The following is a 24,991-nucleotide window of genomic DNA, read 5'->3' on the forward strand; positions in this document are numbered from 1 at the left end:
ATCTCTTATTCAAGTATTATCTTTGCTGCGGCTTCATCAGTGATTAACACTGTATTCTTGGGTGCAATCGTCAAGTATGCTTTAATTGCTTCACCTTTCGATTTGCCTCCTGCAACTGCAAAAATAAAGTCTTTTGATTCAAGGTCTTCTAATTGAAGTCCAATTGTTTTAACCTTATGGACAATTTGACCTTGTGTATCAAAATAATAACCAAATGCCTCTCCGACAGCTTGATGATGTTGAAGTTGTTCAATGACCTTTTCAGGTGATTGACGTCGATGCGCCATCTTCAGCGCATCACCAATGCCGTGTAATATAACGTTTGCTTGTTTAATTTTGTCTAAAGTGTTTATGACTGATGGCTCTAACAACAATGTGTTATATGTTGTTTCGCTGACATTATCAGGTACATACATCGTCGTATAATAACCGCCAGCTTGTTGTGCCATACTAGCTGCAATTGTGTTTGCCTGAAAGACAACATTTTCGCCTAGTCCACCTCTGGCTGGTACGAAGAATACATTATATGGTAATAAATGAATTGCTTCACTAACACATGCCATCGTGGATCCGCCAGTTACAGCAACTATCGCATCTTCTTGTAATATGCCTTCAAGTAATTGACCTGCTTGTCTACCTAATTCTGTTTTAACAGATTGGCTATTATCAGCATCACCAGGAACAACATGAACTTCCTTAATTTGAAATTTATTCTTAATACCTTCTGACAGACGATTGTCATCTGCATAGATATCAAAGTAACCTTTCAATTGCGAAATCAGTTGCTCACCTTCAGCTGTAATTTCCATACCGGTAGGCTTAACTTTTATCAAATCTTGTTTCTTAAGCATATCTGTTTCAGAACGCAGTACACGTTCAGTCATATCCATATGTTCGCTTAAACTTCGACGTCCGACAGGCTGATTTTTTGAGATAGTAGTAAGAATAGAAAAACGTTTATACATTTTATCTATGAGATCCGGTATAAGCTTTTGCTGTGCTTGCAATAAGTCTTTCACTACTACCTCCTCCTTATATTTATAAATGTAAATAAGGATATATCACAACCAGTGGTTGCCTTTTTAAGTCCCGCGTGGGACAAAAATTAACCTCTTTACACTTGCAATAGTACTATTCTATTTCAAAAATTGCAAGCATAAAACTTAAATTTTCTAAATAATTTGATAAAGCGCTTGCAATATATTTTCGATTTGTTATACAACAAAACGTTTTATTTTATTCGCTGTAGTCAAATGTATACCCTTATAACAACTCGCTAATCATTTGCTTATTATTTGAGACTAGGACATAAATCAATGCTCTAGAACCCGAAAATTTACATTAGTAGTAATTGACTGAACAAAATTTCGCTTGTAACAAGCTTTTCCAATTAAAGTCAGGGGCCCCAACATAGTGAAATTGGATTCCCAATTTGTACAGACAATGCAAGTTGGCGGGGCCCCAACATAGAGAAATTGGCTCCTCCCAATTTCTACAGGCAATGGGAGTTGGGGTTGGACGACGAAATAAATTTTGCGAAAATATCATTTCTGTCCCACCTCACTCAAAATAAATTTCACTATCCGCAAAACAAACAACTAACTATTTAAGTATCATCTCTCCCCTAATTAACAATTATAAAAATAAGAACCAATATTCGAGACAACCTAATTAATTGTGTTGTCTGTCATACTGGTTCATTTTTGTTTGACTAAATACTACTTATCATTAGCATTATTTTGTTTATTTGTTGTTGATTGGCTATTTTGTTGTGGTGCTTGTGGTTTTGCTTGTTGATTTGATTGATTGTTTTGTTGATTATTATTTGGCTTTGGTGTTGGTTGTTGCGGCTGTGGTTTAGGCTGAGCTGGTTGTTTATTATCATCAGTTTTCTTCTGATTATCATCTGATTTATCTTGAGATGCTTTGTCATCCTTATCTTTCGACTCATCCTTCGATGCTTTATCATCATTCTCTTCTTTAGCAGGACGTTGCTTTGTAGGTGCTTGTTGCTGAGGTGGCACATATTGATATTGATTCTGCTGTGGCAACTGCTGATATTGGTTTGCTTGTGAATCTAGCTCATTCTGCTCTTTTTCCTCTTGTTGCTTTTTCTTTCTCTCTTTTTCTGCATTTTCTTTTTGACGCTTTTCTTTTTGTTCCTGCTTTTGTTCGTTCAACATACGTTCTTTAGCTTTATTCGAATGATCTACATATGCAAAAATTGCAAATACTAATCCTCCGAGTAATAGCAATACCGTCGCAATGCTAACTACTTTCGCTGTTGTACTCATTTTCTTCTTACTTCCATCTTCATTTTTATTGTAGTCGTAATTTTGATTCGACATACTCTCCCTCACTTCAAACTAATTTAAATATAGAAATTATCACGCAACCATTAACATTTTCACAACTAATTTGCTTACCTAGTTTCTACAAATATCAATAAACATTTACTCTTTTTGCCTTCTTCAACTTAAAACTGTATTCACTATTACTCACTCGTAAATCGGATTCATTTTTACAAAGAAATAGTAGTCTTATATATCTTAACATTTAATAACTAAATCAAACATATTTTGAGCCTTTTTTTGAAAATTAACATTTCAACCTTTTTGATTTTACAACAATTTATAGCTACGTATTGAAAATTAAAGCATTAGTTTAAGTGTTGTGTTAAAAGTTTTTATGTTTAGATTGTTATATTACTATGTATTCTTAAATTTGTTTAAAAAATTAATGCTTTGAATTGATCTATAATGGGAATAAGAAATAAATAAAAACGACCCGCACGATAAACGTACGGGTCCACTACTAAAGGGAGTCAAATTTTTACCTTCGTTTGTATCATGCAGCGTTTTACACATACTTTTAAGAGATGTTTATTCGTTATCGAAGGTACACCTTTATTATAACTTATATCATTTTTATTAAAATACAATTCAAAAAAAGTTATTGACATATTATTGTCTAAATAATGTATAACCTTTGAACAACAATAATGATTATTAAATAGTAACTAAATACAAAATTACATGGGGTGAATGATAATGAAACAATACTTAATTACTGGTGGGACTGGTATGGTTGGATCTCAATTAGTTAATGAAATCAAAAAATCAGATTCACATATTACGATATTAACGCGACACGACCAAATTTCAAATGATAAGAAAATTTCATATGTCAACTGGGCTAAATCTGGGTGGGAACACAAAGTTCCTCAAAATATCGATGTGGTCATCAACTTAGCAGGTGCTACATTGAATAAACGATGGACACCGGAATATAAACAAACGCTAATGCTAAGTAGAATTCAATCTACGCAAGCTTTATATGAATTGTTTAAATCACGTAATAAAGCACCTAAAGTTTTATTTAATGCTAGTGCCACTGGTTACTATCCTCCTGATTTATTTATGAGTTACACAGAAGTTTATAAAACTTTACCGTTTGATTTCTTATCAGATATTGTGTATCAATGGGAACGTTTCGCACAACAATTTGAACAATTAGGTACACGAGTTGTCATCGGTCGTTTCGGTATAATTTTATCGAATGAAGGCGGTGCGTTACAAACAATGAAACTACCATACGAATATTACATTGGTGGTAAATTAGGTTCTGGTCAACAATGGTATTCATGGATTCATATCAATGATTTAATTCAAGCTATTTTATTTTTAATAAATAACGAGTCAGCTAGTGGTCCGTTTAATTTAACTGCACCTATACCTGAGCGTCAAAATTTATTTGGCTACACTTTAGCAAGAGCTATGCATAAGCCTCATGAAACTTGGGCACCAAGTCTTGCAATGCGTCTCATACTTGGTCAAATGTCAACAGTAGTATTGGATACTCAAAAAGTATTACCTAATAAAATTCAAGCATTGGGATTCCAATTTAAATATAGTAATTTAAAAATGGCACTTGAAGATTTAATTAGTAAGTGAGTGGGACATTGATCTCTCCTACTCCACTTCAAGCAAAAAGTCTAGGAGATAATTCGTTAAATCTCTCTAGACTTATCTATTTGCTGATATTACATATAGATATAACTTTAAAGTCACTTATGAATATTGGTTGATTAATTATAAAGTAAATACGAAAAGGCCACTTGAAACAAAATGTTCAAACGACCTTTTACTACTTTATAAAATTAAATGTATGATTTGTATTCAGGATACCAAATTTCAGCTTCAATTGCTTTGTCAATATCATCAATAGTTTCAGCGTTTAATCCTTGATCAATGACACTTTGTGCAACCGCTTTAGCTATGGCACGAGAACATTGATGTATTTTCTCGACAGGTGGTAAGACTGCAGCACCTGGTTCATCTGGATTGACCATGCCACCAAGTGCATGACTCGCAGCTGATAGAATCTGTTGATTTACTTTCTTCGCTTTTGACGCAATAAGGCCCAAACCTAAACCAGGATACATCAATGCATTATTTGCTTGACCAATACTGTAATTCACACCATTGTATTCAATGTCATTATATGGGATACCAGTTCCAATTAATGCTTTTCCGTTAGTCCATTTTAATAAATCTTGTGCAGTTGCTTCTGCTAATTTTGTAGGATTAGACAATGGGAAAATCATTGGACGTTCTGTATGTTTTAACATCTCTTTTACTGCATCTTCTGTAAATGCACCTGTTTGAGTTGATGTACCGATTAAAACAGTAGGCTTAATATTTTCAATTACTTCTTTTAAATTTTTCCAGTTTACTGTATTTGAAAATTCATTCCTATTTTTAGCAAATACTTGTTGCGCTTCTGTTAAATCATCCATATCATCAAACAACAATCCTTGTTTATCCATAATATAGAAATGCTGATTTGCTTTTTCTTCTGAAACACCCTGTTTAATTAGTTCATCTTTTAAAATATTGGTAATACCCATACCAGCTGTACCACCACCATAAACTAAAAACGTCTGATTCGTATAATCTACTTTAGAAATATTTAATGCACCTAGTACGCCAGCTAATGTAACTATACCTGTACCTTGAATATCATCATTAAAAGTTGGCAACGTATCTTCATATTTATCTAAAATATTTTTGGCATGCCCTCTACCAAAATCTTCCCAATGTAATAGTGCATTAGGATATTCTTTACGTACTGCACTTACAAATTTATCTACAAATGCGTAATATGTCTCATCATCGACACGTTTATGACGATTTCCTAAATAAAGGTCATCCTTTAGTAATTGTTCATTATTAGTACCTACATCTAAAGATACAGGTAATACTTGTGAAGGATTTATTCCAGCTGCCGCTGTATATACTATTAATTTTCCTATTGCAATATCTACACCATCAACGCCCCAATCGCCGATACCTAATATACCTTCCGCATCTGTCACTACGATTAATCGAATATCTCTGCCATTTGCAACGTTGCGCAATTCTTGTTCAATTTGGTCTTGTCTATCAACAGATAAAAATACTGCATCTTGGGGTCTGCTGAAATTCTCATTATATTGTTCAATCGATTGTGCAATAACAGGGTCATAAATAATTGGCATAAATTCAACTAAATGCTCTGAAGTCAATTTGTAAAACAATGTACGATTACGATTAAAAATTGCCATTAAAAATAAACGTTTCTCAAAATCGGTTTGTTTCGCCTTGAATTGTTCATAACATTGTTCTGCTTGTTGTTCTAAAGTTCGAACATTCGCAGGTAATAAACCTTCAAGCCCTAACTGTTTTCTTTCTTCGTTAGTAAAAGCTGTACCTTTGTTTAAAAATGGATTGTTAAGTAATTCAATGCCTTTCATAAAATCATCCTTTATATTTGTTAGATTGTAGAACCGCAGACGCAACGTGTCTAATTAAATCCTCACAAATATTTTTACCCGTTATTTTTTGCTTTAACTCAAAATATTTCGAACAATTTATTGATACATTGGTTTAATCATACAAAAAGAGCAGACTGCTTAGTCTACTCTTTACTTTGAATTATTTTGTTTCAGGTACCATCACTTCATCAATTAAGCCATATTCTTTAGCTTCTTCTGCAGTTAAGAAGTTATCACGATCTGTGTCTTTTTGTATTTTTTCAATACTTTGACCAGTACGCTCTGATAAAATGCGGTTTAATTTTTCACGTGTTTTTAAAATGTGATTTGCAGCAATTTCGATTTCAGTTGCTTGTCCTTGAGCACCACCTAATGGTTGGTGAATCATTACTTCTGCATTTGGTAACGCGAAACGTTTACCTTTTGCACCAGCTGCTAATAAGAATGATCCCATTGATGCAGCCATACCGATACAAATTGTTTGAACATCAGGTTTAATGTGTTGAATTGTATCATAAATCGCAAAACCAGCTGTTACACTTCCACCTGGTGAATTAATGTATAAATAAATATCTTTCTCTGAGTCTTGTGCTTGTAAGAATAATAACTGTGATACGATTGAATTTGCTACGTTGTCATCAATTTGTGAACCTAACATAATAATACGGTCTTTTAATAAACGTGAGTATATATCGTATGCACGTTCACCGCGATTTGTTGTTTCAATAACTGTAGGAATTAAATTCATCTATATTTCCTCCTTGTAATAACTGTTACTCATTATTTTACATATTAAGTCAAATTTGGTCAAAAACTTTGACTCTAAATAGTTACATTGTTTGACGCTTGTCTCTTTCCTTTGTAAACTGATAATATCTATTTTAGATTGTACTTATTTTACTTCTGATAGTACAGTGATATGATTACATACTTGCTCCTTGTGGTGTAATGGATAACACGTAAGATTCCGGTTCTTAAGATAGGGGTTCAATTCCCTTCAAGGAGGCTGTTTTAATAAAATACAATACTTTTCAATACAGAGAATCCCGCAATGTCGGGATTCTTATTATGTTGATTTTGTTTTGTCTATGATCAGGGACTTTCAGGGACTCAATTAATTATCACATTCACATTTTCTTATGACCAAATTGATATATATGATGCTACTTAATGAGAAAATTGGGTAACGCTTGGTTATTGAATTTCCTTCATTAAACTTTCCAGATCAATTTAATAGTTAGTCGACTATTATTCATTAAACACTTTTTAATCATAAAAAAGGTGTTTTTGATAATTTACTACCAAAAACACCTTCTTACTTATAATTCTATTTGTTCACCATTTCTAATCTTATCGGCTAAATCATTAAGTTTTCTTAATCGATGATTTACACCTGATTTTGAAATTGGACCAGTTGACACCATTTCTCCAAGCTCTTTCAACGAAATTTCTTGATGTTCTACTCGAATTCTAGCAATCTCTCTCAACCTGTCTGGTAAATTTTCAATACCAATTTCTTTATCAATCAATTTAATGCTCTCAACTTGTTTCATCGCAGCACTAACTGTTTTATTTAGATTTGCCGTTTCACAATTAACGAGTCGGTTAACAGAATTACGCATATCTCTTACAATACGTACGTCTTCAAATTTTAATAACGCTTGATAGCCACCTATCAAACTAAGAAAATCCGAAATCTTTTCCGCTTCTTTTAAATACGTAATACTTCCTTTTTTTCGCTCTAAATGTTTGGCATTCAACTCATAACTATTCATTAGTTTCGTTAAGCCTTCTGCATGACTCTCATTTTGAGAAAAAATTTCCAAATGGTACGAAGATGTTTCGGGGTTATTCACTGAGCCACCTGCCAGAAAAGCTCCTCTCAAGTAACTGCGTCTCATTTCGTCATCTTGAATCATTGAATGATCAATTTCATGCGTAAAAATGCCGTCTTTTAAAATTCCTAATTCATCAAGAATTTCTTTCGCTTTCATCTTTGTACGACAAATATAAATATTATTTTTTTTAAGTTTCATTTTTTTACGGACTAATATTTCAACTTCCACATTAAAGACACGTTTAATCAACGAATAAATACGTCTTGCCGTTGTTGCATTTTCCGTTTGAACATTTATAACAAATTGTTGATTTGAAAGACTAAGTGCACCATTCATTCGAATCAGTGCACTGAGCTCTGCTTTTGCATTCATTTCATCGACGTCTATTCTAGTTAATTCATTTTTCATTTCTGATGCAAAGCTCATCGTACAGTCATTCCTTTCTTATTTAAAACATGATTCACCTTAGAACCACTGTCTATTTTCATTTTTTTACACAGCTCTATTATCATATCATAATATGATTACGTTCTATATTATTTACGTTTATCACTTGGTACGAAAGGAATAGTACTAATTAATTCTAAAGCTATGTCATAAATCATTGTCGATAACACTTTAGTATTATGCCTTACTAAATGATTTTCAGAAATTTCAACTAAATTTGAAGATGTTTTTACATTTATGCTTTCTTTTTCAAGTTCAGCCTTATTAACTTCAACTGGTTTAGAATGTTTTTCTTCATATTTTTTCAAAACTTGAGCATTGAAAGTTTGTGTACTACAAATGACATAATCAATAAACGGTTGACCAGCTTGTCTATGAATCGCGTCGATATGATCTTTCACGCTATAACCATCTGTTTCCCCAGGTTGCGTCATCACATTAGATACATATAGCTTAGGCGCATCAGAATGAATTAACGCATCTGAAATACCATTGACACATAAGTTAGAAATAACGCTCGTATATAATGACCCTGGTCCAAGAACGATTAAATCTGCTTCCCTTAAAGCATCGATTGCTTCTTCCATTGGTTGCACATCGTTAGGTTCTAAAAACACACGATCAATTTTTTTATGTTTTTTGGGAATATTTGTTTCTCCAAAAACAATTTCTCCATCTTCCATAACAGCATTTAATTGCACACTTGTATTTGTAGATGGAATGACTCTACCTTTAATATTTAAAATTTTACTTAATGCTTTAATGGCATGTCCGAAATCATTCGTAATATTAGTCATACCTGCGATTAATAAATTACCTAACGAGTGACCGCTAATTTGATTTTCTTCAAAACGATACTGAAAAAGTTGGCTTAAAACTGACTCAGAATCACTTAAAGCTGCAATCACATTTCTGATGTCTCCTGGTGCTGGTATATCCATTTCATCTCTGATTTTCCCTGTACTCCCACCATTATCAGCAACTGTTACAATCGCTGTAATATCAATTGGGAATTCTCTTAATCCCCTAGCCATGACTGATAAGCCAGTGCCACCACCGATAAGTACAACTTTTATTTGTCTCATTTTTTCTCGCCACTTTCAATATGTGCGTCCCTATGATGCACATAAACATTATATTCAAATACTTCATTTAGATAATTACCTAGTCTTTCTGCTAATGCTACAGATCTATGTTGTCCACCCGTACAACCGATGGCAATTACTAATTGAGATTTCCCTTCTTTTTTATACCCGGGTATCATAAAATCTAACAAATCAGTTAATTTTTCAAAGAAAATCTCTGTCTCTTTCCATTTCATAACATAATTATAAACGTCTTTATCTAATCCTGTTAAAGGTCTTAAATCTACTACATAATATGGATTTGGTAAAAATCGTACATCAAATACTAAATCTGCATCCATCTGAATCCCATGTTTAAAACCGAAACTTGTGACATTAATTGTAAAAGTTTCAAACTCTTCATCTTCATAGTATCGACGAATGCGTTCTTTTAATTCTTTAGGTGATAACTTTGTAGTATCTATAACAAAATTAGCTATACTTCTAATTTGAGACAAATGCTCTCGCTCATCATTAATTGCATTGATTAACGATCTTTTACCTTGTTCCATCAAAGGATGTGCACGACGCGTTTCCTTATATCTTGAAATTAATTTTTCAGTACTAGCTTCTAAAAACATAACATCAATGATGACGTCACTTTCACTTTTGACTTTATCCACTACTGCAACTAATGAATTAAATAGTTCCTTACCTCTTAAATCAATTGCAATTGCCACTTTTCTTAAGGATGGATTTCCTTGTTCCATCAACTCTACAAATTTAGGCAATAACACTGGTGGTAGATTATCTACACAAAAATATCCCATGTCTTCTAAACATTGAATAACCAAAGATTTACCTGCACCAGATAAACCTGTGACAACTAATAGTTCACTTTTACTTTTTTCTTTTTCATTATTATCCATTATTTTTTCACCGCCAAAACGAATTTCATGATGTTAATTTTAATGTTCTATGACAAAATTAAGCAACGATGTTTTTATATTTATTTTTAACTATGTCTAGATTAAATTTCTAAAAATATACATCATTTAAAAGGAGCTTGGGACATAAATCAATGTCCTAAGGTCTATAATATTATATTGCTAGTAGTTGACTGAATGAAAATGCGCTTGCAACAAGCTTTTTTTCAACTCTAGTCAGGGGCCCCAACACAGAGAATTTCGAAAAGAAATTCTACAGGCAATGCGGGTTGGGGTGTGGGCCCCAACAAAGAGAAATTGGATTCCCAATTTCTACAGGCAATGCAAGTTGGCGGGGCCCCAACACAGAAGCTGACGAAAAGTCAGCTTACGATAATGTGCAAGTTAGGGCGGGACAACGATAAAGAAATACTTTTTCTATAGAAATTAGTATTTCTTATGCATGAGTTTTACTCATGTATTCCTATTTTTAAGTACACATTAGCTGTGGCTAATGTGTAAGAACCACTACATAATAAATCATTAGTGGCTCTTTATCATTTCTGTCCCACTCCCATAAAGTTATAAGTTTAATATAACATATAAAAAAACTAGAACTCATTGAAACGCACAAATGATACGTGCTAAGTTCTAGTTTTCTATATAATTTGTTTTAATTTAAAAGAAAGACATTATTTTAACAATGTGATGACACTATTAAAATAAATATCCAAATAATTTACAACTCAACATCTTAATTCGACTTCGAATTAAGCTTGATCGTTTAAATGTTCAATATATTCCGCTGCACTTTGCGCTGCAATACTACCATCACCAGTAGCAGTGACAATTTGGCGTAAACCTTTGTCGCGAACATCTCCTGCTGCAAAAATACCTGGTACTGATGTTGTCATATCATCTTTTGTCACAATATAACCAACATCATTTGTAATACCTAAGTCTTTAAATGGCGCTGTTAATGGTTTCATACCAATATAGATGAATACACCATCAGCCTCGTGTGTTTCTTCTGAACCATCTTTTGTAGACGTTAATGTCACAGAACCCACTTTGCCGTCTTTTTCATTAATTGATTTCAAAGTATGACTCCAAATAAAGTCGATTTTATCATTTTTGAATGCTCTATCTTGTAAAATACGCTGTGCACGTAACTCATCACGACGGTGAACGATTGTTACTTTGTCAGCAAATTTAGTTAAGAATGTTCCCTCTTCTACTGCTGAGTCACCACCACCGATAACGAATAGGCGTTTATTTTTAAAGAATGCACCATCACATACTGCACAATAACTTACACCGCGTCCACCAAGTTCTTGTTCACCCGGAACACCAATTTTCTTGTATTCTGCACCTGTAGCAATAATGACCGCTTTAGCTGTTAATTCTTTGTTACCAAAGTTAATCACTTTATATTCGCCTTTATCTTCTACAGATTTAATATCTCCATATTGATAAACTGCACCAAACTTTTTAGCGTGTTCAAACATTTTTGTAGATAAATCTGGACCTGTAATCATTTCGAAACCAGGGAAGTTCTCTACTTCTTCTGTATTAGCCATTTGACCGCCTGGAATACCTCTTTCAATCATAACTGTTTTTAAATTAGCACGTGATGCGTATACTGCAGCAGTCATACCAGCTGGACCTGCACCGATAATTGCTATATCAAAATCTATTTCAGTCATTTTATTAACGCCTCCTCATTATTAATCATTATGCGCATTATATAATAAATCTAACTTTTCATAAATCTATATGCTCAAGAGAAATTCAATCATTTTGTTCAGTTTATATTGTGTTATGCCTAACCATGTTGTAATTTGGTTCTTTGTAACGTTTCGAGGTTGATTTTTAAAATACAAATAAATAAACGCACCGATATATGGCTCAACATCAGTTAAATCTACTTTTTCAGCAATTATGAGTTCACCTTGATTAATCCATGCAACCATTAAATCATTTTCACTTACAAATAATTCATTATGGTAAAGCGTTAACAAGCCGCGATGAATGAAGTCTAATTTATTGAGCGTTAAACCTTGAACTAAATACGTTAAATACAATTTCTCATAATTATTTAGATTTTCCAGAACCTGCCAAATACTTTCCGTCATCACAATTTCTTTGCCATTTAATTGATCCAATAAAAAAATACCATATAAACGATAATGACTGTCATCACTTTGAAGTAATGGCAAAATATGTTGGTCAAAAACTTCTTTGCTATTTTCAATTACCCAAGGAGCATGTCCAATTTCCACTTTAGAAATTTGCTTCAATTTATCCCAGTAGTAATGACTTTCGTCTTCTTCACCTAAATAATAATAATAATTATATGCTAAAGCATTGTACATTTGAATTGATAAAAATTTCCCTTTTTTATATAAAGGATACAACAATTGTTGTGATGCACGATACTGCTTTAAATAACTTAAAACAATACCTAATTTAAAACTTTCATCGTCATTCATAGGTACAACTTTATTTAATATTTTTAAATACTTTTGGTATTGTTCATTTTCCTTAGTGTTATAAAGTAGCAAAGTATAATGGCATAATGCATATATATCTGTACTATCCTCTTGTAATAGTGCTTCGTACAATGCTTTAGCAGTATCATATTCGCCGAGATATAAATAACACATTGCCAATAAATTACGTACCACACGATGCTCTTGAACTTCTTGTGGTTGATGTAAGACATAATTCTTTGCATCTTTTAATCGACCTTGAGAAAAAAGATATTGGAATAGTATTTGAACTACAAACAATTGAGCTTCAAGTTCAATTTGTTCTTCACTTTGATATTTCACATCAAACATTTGATCTAGTTCATCTCTATAATCTTGGTCGTCGCTAACAATAACATAATTAATACCAAACAAGAATGCCTTGTTTGGTTCGTTAACTTCAATGTTGAGCTGACTCAATTCATAAAAGCTATCTTCTAGATGCCTATTATAAATAATATTGTCATAAAATAAATGTTCTGCTTTTTTAGCAATACCTAGTTGTACTAGACATTGTGCATAATCAATTTGAATTTCCAGATCATCAGGTGACAATTCTAACACTTTTTCAAAGTATTCAGCAGCTCGTTTATATTCTCTTTGTTTAAACTTCTGATTAGCCATTTTACGATAAAATGCATCATCAAAAGTCATTGGAATTACATTATTATTCTTTTGCGCCATAAAATTGTCACCTCCTAATCATTTTTATATACATAGGGTTGCCATATGCAAATCCATTATCCGGTATATCTTTTGAAACAACCGTACCAGCTGCAACTTTTACATTGTCACCAATCGTTATACCGGGTAAAATGGTAGCATTTGCACCAATCAAAGTGTTAGATCCTATCGTCACTGGTCCATAACGAAATTCATCAACTAATGCTTCATGCGTCAAAATTGTTACATTGTAACCAATAACACTGTTACTACCAATCGTAATCAGTTCTGGGTAAAAAATATCTAACATTACTTTATAAGCTATCGATGATTGATTACCGATATTAATATTTAAAAGTTGTTTATATATATGTCTTTTCAGTACCATACTTGGAATAAATTTCGAAAATTCAATGATGATTACATTCTTAAAAACTTTCGAAAATTTAACAAGACGGTATACATGCCATAAAGGGTTTGTATGATGATATGTTTTTGATAAAAATTTTCTCAAAATATCACTACTTCACTTTTTTTGTTGGCCATGGAAGCGCCCCAACTTTGCTATACAACGGTGGATTATACTTAATCCTTCTATATACAATTAAACTTATACTTATTAAAATTAAAAGAATTGATACTAATTGTGCAACTCTAATATTACTTGTGAGCATTAAGCTATCTGTACGTAATCCTTCTATAAAGAATCGACCAATTGAATACCAAGTTAAATATAAAAAGAATGTTTCTCCTAATTTTAAATGTTTACGAATATTAACTAAGATAATAAATCCAGCGACATCCCAAATGGATTCATATAAGAATGTTGGATGATAATATTGGCCGTTAATATACATATTTTCTATTATAAAATTAGGCAAATGTAATTGTTCTAAAAAAGCGCGTGACACAGGTCCACCATGTGCCTCGTGATTCATAAAGTTACCCCAGCGTCCAATTCCTTGCGCTAAAATTATACTTGGCGCAACGATATCACCAATTTGAAATGGGTTTAAATTTTTCACTTTACATACAATAACACCAGCAATAAAGCCACCTATTAAACCACCATGTATTGCTATACCACCATGCCATATTTTAATAATTTCACCTGGATTTTCCGCGTAATATGGCCATTGGAAAATCACGAAATAGATTCGTGCCGCGATAAATCCAAATAGTGCACTATAAAAAATAATATCTACTAAAGTATCTTTATGTAATCCTGCTTTAACTAGTGCACGTTGTGCAACAAAGTAACCAAGTAGTATTCCGACAGCAATGATAATTCCATACCATCGTACACTCAGTGGTCCTAAGTTAAATGCCACAGGATCTATATAGTTAAATACAATACCCATTCAACCTACTCCTCACTCTTATGACTGTTCTTGATAATTTCTTCATTTAATCTTTCACTAAATTCTTCGGCAGTGTTAATGCCCATGATATTTAATCGATAGTTCATTGCAGCGACCTCAATAATTACCGCAACATTTCTACCAGGTCTTACAGGTATTGTTTTTTTAGTGATTTCAGTATCTAAAATACTTAACGTCTCTTCATTAAGACCGACGCGGTCATATAACTTTTGCTTGTTCCAGTTTTCCAAATTAATATTTAATCTAATTCGTTTTTCAGTTAATATTGAACCCGCGCCAAATAAAGTCATAACATTGATAATACCTAGTCCACGTATTTCTAATAGATGTTCTATTAACTTTGGTGGTTTCCCTATTAGTTCATCTTTATTAATTTGACGTATTTCTACATTATCATCTGCTACTAATCTATGCCCACGTTTAACTAACTCCAACGCAGTCTCACTTTTACCTATTCCTGAATCACCGGTAATTAGTACACCAACACCGTAAACATCTACTAAAACACCATGTAAAGATGTCGTCTTTGCAAGTGCATGCTCTAAAAACGTTGTTAAGCGACTCATTAAACTTGTAGTTGCATCTTTAGCAACTATAAGTGGCGTATTTAATTCTTTTGCAGCTTCAACTAATTCTTCTGGTGGCTGCAATCCACGTGTCACAATAATTGCAGGCGTTTCTGGTCTGCATAGTTTACGCATACGACCTGCACGATCCTTATCTGGTAATAAATTGTAAAACGATAGTTCTGTTGTTCCTAATAGTTGTATTCTATCTGACGCATAATGTGAAAAATAACCTGCCATCTCTAAGCCCGGTCTTGATATATCAGCATTTTTAATTGGCTTCGATAGTCCTTCTTCACCAGCGATTAAATCTAACTTTAATGTTTCAACTAGTTTTTCTGTCGTTAACATGGGTTCACCTCAATTGTATTTATCCCTACTCTTACATCTCTTCTTATCATATCAAAAATATAACACCAATCTACATTGAAAAGCTAAAATAAATATTAATTGTTCATTATTGTTATTATTTTACAAGTCAATATCAATCATTAATTTATTGCTTGCTTAATTTACATGGTTCATATCGCCATAAAAGTCCGAGCCATAAATCAATGACCTAAGCTCTACGAAGTTATATTGGTAGTAGTTGACTGAACGAAAATACGCTTGTAACAAGCTTTTTTCAATTCTAGTCAGGGGCCCCGACATAAAGAAATACTTTTTCTTTAGAAATTAGTATTTCTTATGCATGAGTTGCACTCATGCATTCCTATTTTTAAGTACACAATAGCTGTGGCTAATGACAAAGAACCACTACATAATAAATCATTAGTGATTCTTTATCATTTCTGTCCCACTCCCAGTTCGATTTATGTTTAGCTACTCTAGATTGACCCTATCTTAACATAATTCTTTTTATGCATCTTTTCTTTCTACTATTCATTACTAAATTAATAAAAAGAAGCGAAGGATAAATTTATAACATCCTTCACTTCTTTTAATCTTATTTATCTTCAGTATTTTGTTTATCTCGTTCAAGTACTTCTTTTAAATACTTTCCTGTATATGATGACTTTGTCTGAGCAATATCTTCGGGTGTGCCAGTCGCAACAATAGTACCACCGCCACTACCACCTTCAGGACCTAAGTCTATAATATAGTCTGCTGTTTTGATAACATCTAGGTTATGCTCAATAATTACAACAGTGTCACCATTTTCAACTAATCGGTTTAATACTTTTAATAATCTGCTAATATCGTCAACATGTAACCCTGTTGTCGGTTCGTCTAGGATATAAATAGATTTACCAGTTGAACGTTTATGAAGTTCAGATGCAAGTTTCACACGTTGAGCCTCACCACCTGATAACGTTGTAGCTTGTTGACCTAATGTGACGTATCCAAGACCAACATCAACTAGTGTTTGTAGCTTGCGCTTAATCTTAGGAATGTTTTCAAAAAATTGTGTTGCTTCCTCAACAGTCATTTCTAAAATGTCAGCAATATTTTTACCTTTGTAAGTAACCTCTAGTGTCTCACGATTATATCGTTTACCATCACACACTTCACAAGGAACATAAACATCAGGTAAAAAATGCATTTCAATTTTAATAATACCGTCACCTTTACAAGCTTCACAGCGTCCACCTTTTACATTAAAACTAAAACGGCCTTTTTGATATCCTCGAATTTTAGCTTCATTTGTTTGCGCAAACACATCACGTATATCATCAAACACACCAGTATACGTTGCTGGATTAGAGCGTGGCGTTCTACCTATCGGTGATTGATCAATATCAATAATTTTATCAAGTTGATCAATACCTTCAATCTTATCGTACAATCCTGGCTTTACTTTAGATTTATTGATTTTTTGAGCTAATGATTTGTATAATACTTCATTTACTAATGAGCTTTTACCTGAACCTGATACACCTGTAACGACCGTCATGATTGATAGTGGTATGTCCACATCAACCCCTTTAAGGTTGTTACTTCTAGCTCCACGTATAGAAATTTTACGATCTGAAGCCGGTCTGCGATATTCAGGTACTTCAATACGTTTCTTACCACTCAAGTATTGTCCTGTTAAAGATTTTTTATCTTTCATTACCTTTTGAGGTGTACCACTAGAAACAATCTGTCCTCCATGCTCACCAGCACCAGGCCCTATATCCACTAAGTAATCAGCCGCACGCATAGTATCATCATCGTGTTCAACTACAATTAAAGTATTTCCTAAATCTCTCATTTCTTTAAGTGTATTAATTAATCGATCATTATCTCTTTGATGCAGTCCAATTGATGGCTCATCTAATACATATAAGACACCAGTCAAACGTGACCCAATTTGCGTTGCCAATCGAATACGTTGTGCTTCACCACCTGAAAGTGTACCTGAAGCTCTGTTTAGCGTTAAATATTCAAGTCCCACATTATTTAAAAAAGTGAGTCGGGAAATAATTTCTTTCAATATTTGATTTGCAATCGCTTGATCTTGTTCTGACAAATTAATGTTTTTATAATAGTTCAGCGCTTGACTGATTGAGTATTCGACTACTTCACCAATATTTAAACCACCTACATAAACAGATAACGCTTCACGACTCAATCGCTTTCCATGACAAGTTTCGCAAGGTAGTTCGGTCATATATTTACTCATCATTTCACGTGTATATTCTGAAGGTGATTCATGGAATCGTCTACTTATATTAGGAACTACACCCTCGAAGACCATTGTTCGTTTTCTAGTACCACCTTGACGTTGTGTAAATGTAAATTCAATTTCTTTGTCACCCGAACCATACAATAAAATATCACGTTGACGTTCTGTTAACTTTTTAAAAGGTTTATCCATATTGATTTTATAAACTTCACAAACACGTTTTAACAGTGTTGGATAAAAATCAGAACTCGTCGGTATCCATGGTTCTATTGCACCTTCGTTTAGCGTCTTATCTTTGTCGGGAACAACCAAGTCTACATCGACTGTTAACTTTTGACCTAAGCCATCACATGTTGGACAAGCACCAAAAGGACTGTTAAAGCTAAACATTCTTGGTTCTAATTCTCCGATTGAAAATCCACATATAGGACAAGCGTGGCTTTCTGAAAACTTAAGGTCTTCCCCGTCAATGACATCGACTGTTAATTGTCCTTCTGAAAGCTCTAACGCAGTTTCTATAGAGTCAGCTAGTCGTGTTTCAATTCCATCTTTAACAACTAATCGGTCTACAACAACTTCTATTGTATGATTCTTGTTCCTATCTAATGTAGGTACATCATTTACATCAACAATTTCGCCATCGATTCTTAAACGTACATAACCTTTTTTACCAATATCTTCGATTAGCTTTTCATGACTACCTTTACGATGAGCGATGACAGGTGCTAATAATTGAATCTTTGTACGTGCCTCTAATTCCATAATCTGGTCAACCATTTGTTGTACTGTTTGCGATTCAATTTCTATATTGTGATTTGGACAGTAAGGTTTACCAACACGTGCATATAACAAACGTATATAATCATATATTTCTGTTACTGTTGCAACTGTTGACCTTGGATTTTTACTTGTTGTTTTTTGATCTATTGAAATTGCTGGCGATAATCCTTCAATAGTATCAACGTCTGGTTTGTCCATTTGCCCTAAAAATTGACGCGCATAGGCACTTAATGATTCAACATAACGTCGTTGTCCTTCAGCATATATAGTATCGAATGCTAATGACGATTTACCTGACCCAGATAATCCTGTCATAACAATTAATTTATTTTTAGGTAGTTCGATATCAATATCTTTCAAGTTATGCGCACGAGCACCTTTTACTACTATGGATGGTTCTTTCATTTACTTGTCACCCTTCTGCTTTTAATTCAAATAACATATCTCTTAATTCTGTAGCTTTCTCGAAATCTAAATCTTTCGCTGCTTGTTTCATTTCTTTTTCTATATTGTCGATTGTCTTTTGACGTTCTTTTTTCGTCATCTTCTTAGGTATCACAGTTTGTGCTTTGTCATTATTTTCGTCATTTTCAACAGTAGCACTAATTAAATCATGTATTTTTTTATTAATTGTTTTAGGTGTAATACCATGTTTTTCATTATGTTTCATCTGTATTTCTCGACGACGTTGTGTCTCATCAATTGCATACTTCATCGAATCAGTCATTTTATCGGCATACATAATGACTTCACCTTTATCGTTACGCGCAGCTCTACCTATTGTTTGAATTAATGAGCGGTTAGAACGTAAAAATCCTTCTTTATCTGCATCTAATATGACAACTAGAGAAACTTCTGGTATATCAATACCCTCTCTTAATAAATTAATACCTACGATAACATCATATGTACCCATTCGTAAGTCTCTAATTATTTCGATTCGTTCTAATGTTTTAATTTCAGAATGTAGATAGTTAACTTTAATGCCTGCTTCTTTCATATATGTGGTTAAATCTTCACTCATCTTTTTAGTGAGCGTTGTAACAAGTACTCTTTCATTACGCTCAACCCTTGTTTGAATTTCACTTAATAAATCGTCAATTTGATTTTCAGTAGGTCTAACCTCAATCTTAGGGTCCAGTAAACCAGTAGGACGAATAATTTGTTCAACCATCTTATCCGTATGTTCAATTTCGTATGGACCAGGCGTTGCAGATACATACACAAGTTGTTTAGTCTTTTCTTCAAATTCTTCAAATTTAAGTGGGCGGTTATCTAACGCACTTGGTAATCTAAATCCATGATCAACTAAAACTTGTTTTCGTGCTCTGTCTCCATTATACATGCCACGAACTTGCGGTAACGTCACATGTGATTCATCAATCATTATTAACCAATCATCGCCAAAGTAATCCAATAAAGTATATGGTGTCGAACCTAGTGGTCGCAACGTTAAATGTACTGAATAGTTTTCAATTCCTGAACAGAACCCCATTTCTCGCATCATTTCTAAATCATAGTTGGTACGCTGTTCTAACCTTTGCGCTTCTAGTAATTTATTCTCATCTCGTAATTCTTTCAATCGTTCTTCCAATTCTTTTTCAATACGTTCAATCGCAACTTTCAACTTTTCTTCACGTGTTACGAAGTGAGAAGCTGGGAATATCGCAAAATGTTCTCTTTCTTTCAACACTTCACCTGTTAGGTAGTTAACTTCTCGAATACGGTCAATCTCATCGCCGAAAAACTCAACCCTTATACAAAGTTCTTCTTTAGAGGCTGGGAATATTTCAACTACATCACCACGCACTCGAAACGTTCCTCGTTGGAAATCGATGTCATTACGTGTATATTGCACATCTACAAGTTTTCTAAGTAATTCGCTTCTATCCATTTCCATACCAACTCGAACACTTACTACTAAATCTTTATATTCTTCAGGATTACCTAAACCATATATACAACTTACACTAGCAATAATAATTACATCATCGCGTTCAAATAACGCACTTGTAGCAGAATGTCGTAGTTGATCAATTTCATCATTGATTGAGGCATCTTTTTCAATAAAAGTGTCAGTAGACGGTACGTATGCCTCAGGTTGATAATAATCATAGTAACTTACAAAGTATTCCACCCTGTTTTCAGGAAAAAATTCTTTAAACTCACTATATAATTGTCCTGCTAATGTTTTGTTATGCGCGATAATTAACGTTGGTTTCCCAACTTCTTTAATAACATTACTCATCGTAAATGTTTTACCTGTGCCAGTTGCACCTAATAAAGTTTGATGTCTTTTCCCCGCTTTAATACCTTCCACGATTTCCTTAATTGCTTGCGGTTGGTCACCTTGAGGCTCAAAATCAGAATGTATTTTAAAAGGATAATGTTCAACCATTGTCACATATGCCTCCTCTTTCAACGTATTATTTATATTTCCGCTCAACTCTTCGCTTTCTCATTACATATTTTAGCAAAGTAGTCACACAAAAAGCAAACGTTTGTTCGTAAAAATGTCGAACAAAGAAAAACAAACATAGTTGTGCTAACTATGCTTGCCTTAAATCAAATCGTTTATCTTGTTATTTTTAGTATGTAAATACACATTATATTAATCATCGTTTTGTTTCAACAAATTTGTTTGAAACATTATTTTAAAGTTAATCTTAGCGATCTTCATCTTGATGTTTATGAAATTCGAGTTGATCTATAATTAAATAACCAGCTAATAATGACACTACATCAATAAAAATAATCCACTCGTTATGGAAATACTCTTTATAGATTGAGGCACCGATTAAAATTAATGTCAGAATAGTACCGACCCATTTACTTCTTGTTATTACACTAAACAATACTACCAGGACACATGGAAAGAATGCTGCGCTAAAATACCATATCATTCATTTTCCTCTTTTCTTTTATTTAAAATGTTCATGGTTGTTTCTCTTAATTCTGTTCTAGGTATAAAGTTTTCAGTTAACATTTCTGGAATGATATTATTAATAAAATCTTGTACAGATGCTAAATGGTCAAATTGAATAATTGTTTCTAGACTCATTTCATAAATTTCGAAAAATAATTCTTCGGGATTACGTTTTTGTATTTCTCCAAATGTTTCATAAAGTAAATCAATTTTATCAGCAACTGAAAGTATTTGGCCTTCTAATGAATCATCTTTACCTTCTTGCAGTCGTTGCTTATAAACATCTCTATATTGTAATGGAATTTCTTCTTCAATAAAGGTCTCTACCATTTCTTCTTCAACTTGCGAAAATAATTTTTTTAATTCACTACTCGCATATTTAACAGGTGTTTTTATATCACCAGTAAACACTTCAGCGAAATCATGATTTAATGCTTTTTCATATAAGCTTTTCCAATTAATCTTTCGTCCATGATATTCTTCAACTGTTGCTAGATATTGAGCAATTTTAGTTACTTTAAAGGAGTGTGCTGCAACATTGTGTTCAAAATATTTAAATTTTCCAGGTAATCTTATAAGTCTTTCCATATCTGATAATCTTTTAAAATATTGATGTACACCCATTTCAATTACCTCCTCCATTAATTAATCATAAATTATACTTTCTTTTTACATATCATTCAATTAAGTATCATTTAAATATCTTCTTTATATAACTCTGATTAAATGATACCAAAAAATCCTCTTAACCTGTTACTTAAACAGGCTAAGAGGATAGTCTTGTCTTGATATATTACTTAGTGGATGTAATTATATTTTCCTGGATTTAAAATTGTTCTTGAAGATTTAACATTAAATCCAGCATAGTTCATTTCCGAAACAGTAATTGTTCCATTAGGGTTTACAGATTCAACAACACCAACATGTCCATATGGACCAGCAGCTGTTTGGAAAATAGCGCCAACTTCTGGTGTTTTATCTACTTTAAATCCTGCAACTTTTGCTGCGTAATTCCAGTTATTTGCATTGCCCCATAAACTTCCTATACTTCTACCTAATTGTGCACGACGATCGAAAGCATAATATGTGCAGTTTCCATAAGCATATAAGTTTCCTCTGTTAGCAACTGATTTATTGTAGTTATGTGCAACAGGTACAGTTGGTACTGATTTTTGTACATGAGCAGGTTTGTATGCTACATTAACTGCCTTAGCTACTGCTTGCTTAGGTGCTTGCTTAACTACTACTTTTTTAGACGCTTGTTGTACAGGTTGTTTTACTACCTTTTTAGCTTGGCTTGCTTTTCTTACTGGCGATTTAACCACTTTAGTTTGTTTCACTTTATTTTGAGGCACAAGTGAAATCACATCACCAGGAAAAATTAAAGGTGTTACACCAGGATTGTATGAATATAATTGATTCAACGTTAAGTGATGCTCTAAAGCAATTTTATATAATGAATCGCCAGCAACTACTGTATAAGTTGTCGGTGATTGCGTTTGTGCTTGAACATTTGATACATAATTATGTTGAACAGGTGTTTTTACTTGTGTGCCATGTTGTTGTGCATGTGCTGCATTATTTAAAGCTAAAAAAGCTAATACTGACGAAACTGTCACTGTAAGAGATTTTTTCATCTTGCTGTCATTCCTTTGCTGTTAGTATTTTAAGTATGCAAATACTATAGCACAATACATTTTGTCAAAAGCTATTGTTATAACGATGTAATCAAATGGTTAACAATATAAAAAGAATACAACCTTTTATCATAGTGTAAAATGTATTCATATCATGTAATTGAGAACGTTTTCAATAATTAATTCAATACCTTGAAAATTGCCATAGGTAATATTACTAAATGCACACTGCATATGTTGTTTTAACAAACACAACTTTTAAAAAATATTTTCTAACCCTATCTACCGAATTGTACTTAAATATTCATAAACAAATCATATTTCAAAATCTAATTTACAATTTATTTCGCTACCTTTAAAAAAACCAAAAACCGATGCCCTTTTAGAGCCTCGGTTTTAAAATATATATTAATCGTGCGACATTGTCTGTCTTAAATATGATTCGATAAATGGTCCAATGTCTCCATCCATCACTGCATCAACCTTACCTGTTTCTTCGTTCGTACGATGATCTTTCACCATTGAGTATGGATGGAAAACATATGATCTAATTTGGCTTCCCCATCCGATTTCTTTTTGTTCGCCACGAATTTCAGCCATTTCACGTGCCTGCTCTTCCAATTTTAATTGATATAATTTAGACTTTAACATTTTCATTGCTGCTTCACGGTTTTTAATTTGAGAACGTTCATTTTGGTTATTAACAACTATACCTGAGGGGTGGTGGGTAATTCGTATTGCCGATTCAGTTTTGTTAATATGCTGACCACCTGCACCAGAAGCTCTGAATGTATCAACTGTAATATCATCCGGATTGATTTCAATCTCTATTTCATCATTATTAAAATCTGGAATTACGTCGCATGATGCAAATGATGTATGGCGACGTCCTGATGAATCAAATGGAGAAATTCGTACTAGTCGGTGTACACCTTTTTCAGCTTTTAAATATCCATAAGCATTATGCCCTTTGATGAGCAATGTTACACTTTTAATCCCCGCTTCATCCCCAGGTAAATAATCAACAGTTTCAACTTTAAAGCCTTTCTTCTCACAATAACGTTGATACATTCTAAATAGCATATTAGCCCAATCTTGAGACTCCGTGCCACCTGCACCAGGATGTAACTCTAGAATTGCGTTATTGGCATCGTGAGGCCCATCTAATAATAATTGCAATTCGTATTCATCCACTTTAGCCTTAAAATTAATGACCTCTTGCTCTAAGTCTTCTTTCATTTCTTCATCAAATTCTTCTTGTAATAAATCCCAAGTAGCATCCATGTCATCTACTTCTGCTTGTAGTGTTTTATAACCATTAACTATTGCTTTTAACGCATTATTTTTATCTATAATATCTTGCGCTTTCGTTTGGTTATCCCAAAAATTAGGTTCTGCCATCATTTCTTCATATTCTTGAATATTAGTTTCTTTGTTCTCTAAGTCAAAGAGACCCCCTAATTTGTGTTAAATCTTGATTATACTTATCTATATTTCGTTTGATTTCTGATAATTCCATAGCCTTCGCTCCTATTTATAATTCAAGTCATTGATTTGTATCTTTTATAATGCTAAATTTTAACATAATTTTGTTAAATAACAATGTTAAGAAATATAAGCACACTGACAATTAGTTTATGCTTTTATTGTTAAAAAACAGTACATTTATCATAGACATATGCCTAAACCTATTTTTTAAAACTAAGTACATAACAACGTTTAACAACTTCTTCACATTTTTTAAATTATTTAACGCTTGTAAAATAAAAAGACTCCTCCCATAACACAAACTATAGGTGTTTAATTGG

The 24,991-nt window shown here is 33.1% G+C and carries 20 protein-coding genes and 1 pseudogene; 1 reads left to right on the forward strand and 20 read right to left on the reverse strand.

The genetic code is table 11. From position 1 onward, the window contains the following. Positions 1-5 precede the first annotated feature (5 nt). Positions 6-1,019 (reverse strand): sugar-binding transcriptional regulator, encoded by a 1,014-nt coding sequence (locus tag JV528_RS07940; RefSeq protein WP_000654030.1) that lies wholly within the window; start codon positions 1,017-1,019, stop codon positions 6-8. 699 nt (positions 1,020-1,718) lie between these two features. Continuing rightward, positions 1,719-2,348 (reverse strand): DUF4887 domain-containing protein, encoded by a 630-nt coding sequence (locus tag JV528_RS07945; RefSeq protein WP_000070826.1) that lies wholly within the window; start codon positions 2,346-2,348, stop codon positions 1,719-1,721. A gap of 702 nt (positions 2,349-3,050) precedes the next feature. Between JV528_RS07945 and JV528_RS07950 the strand changes: the two genes are divergently transcribed. Further along, on the forward strand, positions 3,051-3,953 hold the full coding sequence (locus tag JV528_RS07950) for a TIGR01777 family oxidoreductase (protein WP_000816301.1): 903 nt from the start codon (positions 3,051-3,053) through the stop codon (positions 3,951-3,953). A gap of 206 nt (positions 3,954-4,159) precedes the next feature. Here JV528_RS07950 and JV528_RS07955 read toward each other — a convergent pair whose 3' ends face one another. The 18 genes and pseudogenes from JV528_RS07955 to JV528_RS08040 form a co-directional block, all read right to left on the reverse strand. Beyond that, a complete protein-coding gene (locus tag JV528_RS07955; protein WP_000675913.1) occupies positions 4,160-5,794 on the reverse strand; it encodes a malolactic enzyme in 1,635 nt (544 codons plus the stop codon). 181 nt (positions 5,795-5,975) lie between these two features. Then, complete coding sequence (gene clpP / locus JV528_RS07960) at positions 5,976-6,563, reverse strand: ATP-dependent Clp endopeptidase proteolytic subunit ClpP (RefSeq protein ID WP_001049165.1); 588 nt, start codon at positions 6,561-6,563, stop codon at positions 5,976-5,978. A gap of 571 nt (positions 6,564-7,134) precedes the next feature. Next, positions 7,135-8,079: a DNA-binding protein WhiA gene (whiA, locus tag JV528_RS07965; RefSeq protein WP_000006551.1), complete on the reverse strand. Its 945-nt coding sequence runs from the start codon at positions 8,077-8,079 to the stop codon at positions 7,135-7,137. 110 nt (positions 8,080-8,189) lie between these two features. Continuing rightward, positions 8,190-9,185 (reverse strand): YvcK family protein, encoded by a 996-nt coding sequence (locus JV528_RS07970; RefSeq protein WP_001248939.1) that lies wholly within the window; start codon positions 9,183-9,185, stop codon positions 8,190-8,192. After that, on the reverse strand, positions 9,182-10,093 hold the full coding sequence (gene rapZ, locus JV528_RS07975) for an RNase adapter RapZ (RefSeq protein ID WP_000369722.1): 912 nt from the start codon (positions 10,091-10,093) through the stop codon (positions 9,182-9,184). Before rapZ ends, JV528_RS07970 begins: the two co-directional genes overlap by 4 nt. A 767-nt stretch (positions 10,094-10,860) precedes the next feature. Beyond that, positions 10,861-11,796, reverse strand: coding sequence for a thioredoxin-disulfide reductase (gene trxB, locus JV528_RS07980; protein WP_000134963.1), 936 nt, complete (start codon positions 11,794-11,796; stop codon positions 10,861-10,863). A gap of 66 nt (positions 11,797-11,862) precedes the next feature. Further along, complete coding sequence (locus JV528_RS07985; RefSeq protein ID WP_204254817.1) at positions 11,863-13,305, reverse strand: tetratricopeptide repeat protein; 1,443 nt, start codon at positions 13,303-13,305, stop codon at positions 11,863-11,865. A 7-nt stretch (positions 13,306-13,312) separates the two neighbouring features. Further along, positions 13,313-13,798 carry an acyltransferase gene (locus tag JV528_RS07990; protein WP_001224800.1) on the reverse strand — a complete coding sequence of 162 codons (486 nt, stop codon included), beginning with the start codon at positions 13,796-13,798 and terminating at the stop codon, positions 13,313-13,315. 7 nt (positions 13,799-13,805) lie between these two features. After that, positions 13,806-14,645: a prolipoprotein diacylglyceryl transferase gene (gene lgt, locus JV528_RS07995; protein WP_000513301.1), complete on the reverse strand. Its 840-nt coding sequence runs from the start codon at positions 14,643-14,645 to the stop codon at positions 13,806-13,808. 5 nt (positions 14,646-14,650) lie between these two features. Beyond that, a complete protein-coding gene (hprK, locus tag JV528_RS08000) occupies positions 14,651-15,583 on the reverse strand; it encodes an HPr(Ser) kinase/phosphatase (protein ID WP_000958224.1) in 933 nt (310 codons plus the stop codon). Positions 15,584-16,178: 595 nt separating this feature from the next. Further along, positions 16,179-19,025, reverse strand: a complete 2,847-nt coding sequence (uvrA, locus tag JV528_RS08005; RefSeq protein ID WP_000662671.1) for an excinuclease ABC subunit UvrA — start codon at positions 19,023-19,025, stop codon at positions 16,179-16,181. Between the two features lie 7 nt (positions 19,026-19,032). Continuing rightward, the gene (uvrB, locus tag JV528_RS08010; protein WP_000229251.1) at positions 19,033-21,018 is read right to left on the reverse strand and encodes an excinuclease ABC subunit UvrB; all 1,986 of its coding nucleotides are present in this window, start codon (positions 21,016-21,018) and stop codon (positions 19,033-19,035) included. 268 nt (positions 21,019-21,286) lie between these two features. Continuing rightward, positions 21,287-21,523 (reverse strand): CsbA family protein, encoded by a 237-nt coding sequence (locus JV528_RS08015; RefSeq protein WP_000638419.1) that lies wholly within the window; start codon positions 21,521-21,523, stop codon positions 21,287-21,289. Then, positions 21,520-22,170, reverse strand: coding sequence for a YfbR-like 5'-deoxynucleotidase (locus JV528_RS08020; RefSeq protein WP_000538141.1), 651 nt, complete (start codon positions 22,168-22,170; stop codon positions 21,520-21,522). Before JV528_RS08020 ends, JV528_RS08015 begins: the two co-directional genes overlap by 4 nt. Positions 22,171-22,343: 173 nt before the next feature. Beyond that, entirely contained in the window at positions 22,344-23,183 is an 840-nt protein-coding gene (locus JV528_RS08025; RefSeq protein ID WP_000749387.1) for a CHAP domain-containing protein, read from the reverse strand. 147 nt (positions 23,184-23,330) lie between these two features. Next, positions 23,331-23,438 carry a hypothetical protein gene (locus tag JV528_RS08030; protein WP_078061094.1) on the reverse strand — a complete coding sequence of 36 codons (108 nt, stop codon included), beginning with the start codon at positions 23,436-23,438 and terminating at the stop codon, positions 23,331-23,333. Between the two features lie 153 nt (positions 23,439-23,591). Beyond that, positions 23,592-24,702, reverse strand: a protein-coding gene (gene prfB / locus JV528_RS08035; protein ID WP_010956549.1) for a peptide chain release factor 2 whose coding sequence is annotated in 2 segments (ribosomal slippage) — positions 23,592-24,629 and positions 24,631-24,702 — 1,110 coding nt in all. Because the reading frame shifts where the segments join, the coding sequence is not laid out codon by codon here. 169 nt (positions 24,703-24,871) lie between these two features. Beyond that, a pseudogene (locus JV528_RS08040) lies at positions 24,872-24,970 on the reverse strand (hypothetical protein). Positions 24,971-24,991: the final 21 nt, after the last annotated feature.

The sequence above is a fragment of the Staphylococcus sp. GDB20D11A genome (assembly GCF_016893255.1).
GTDB classification, from domain to species: Bacteria; Bacillota; Bacilli; order Staphylococcales; family Staphylococcaceae; genus Staphylococcus; species Staphylococcus aureus.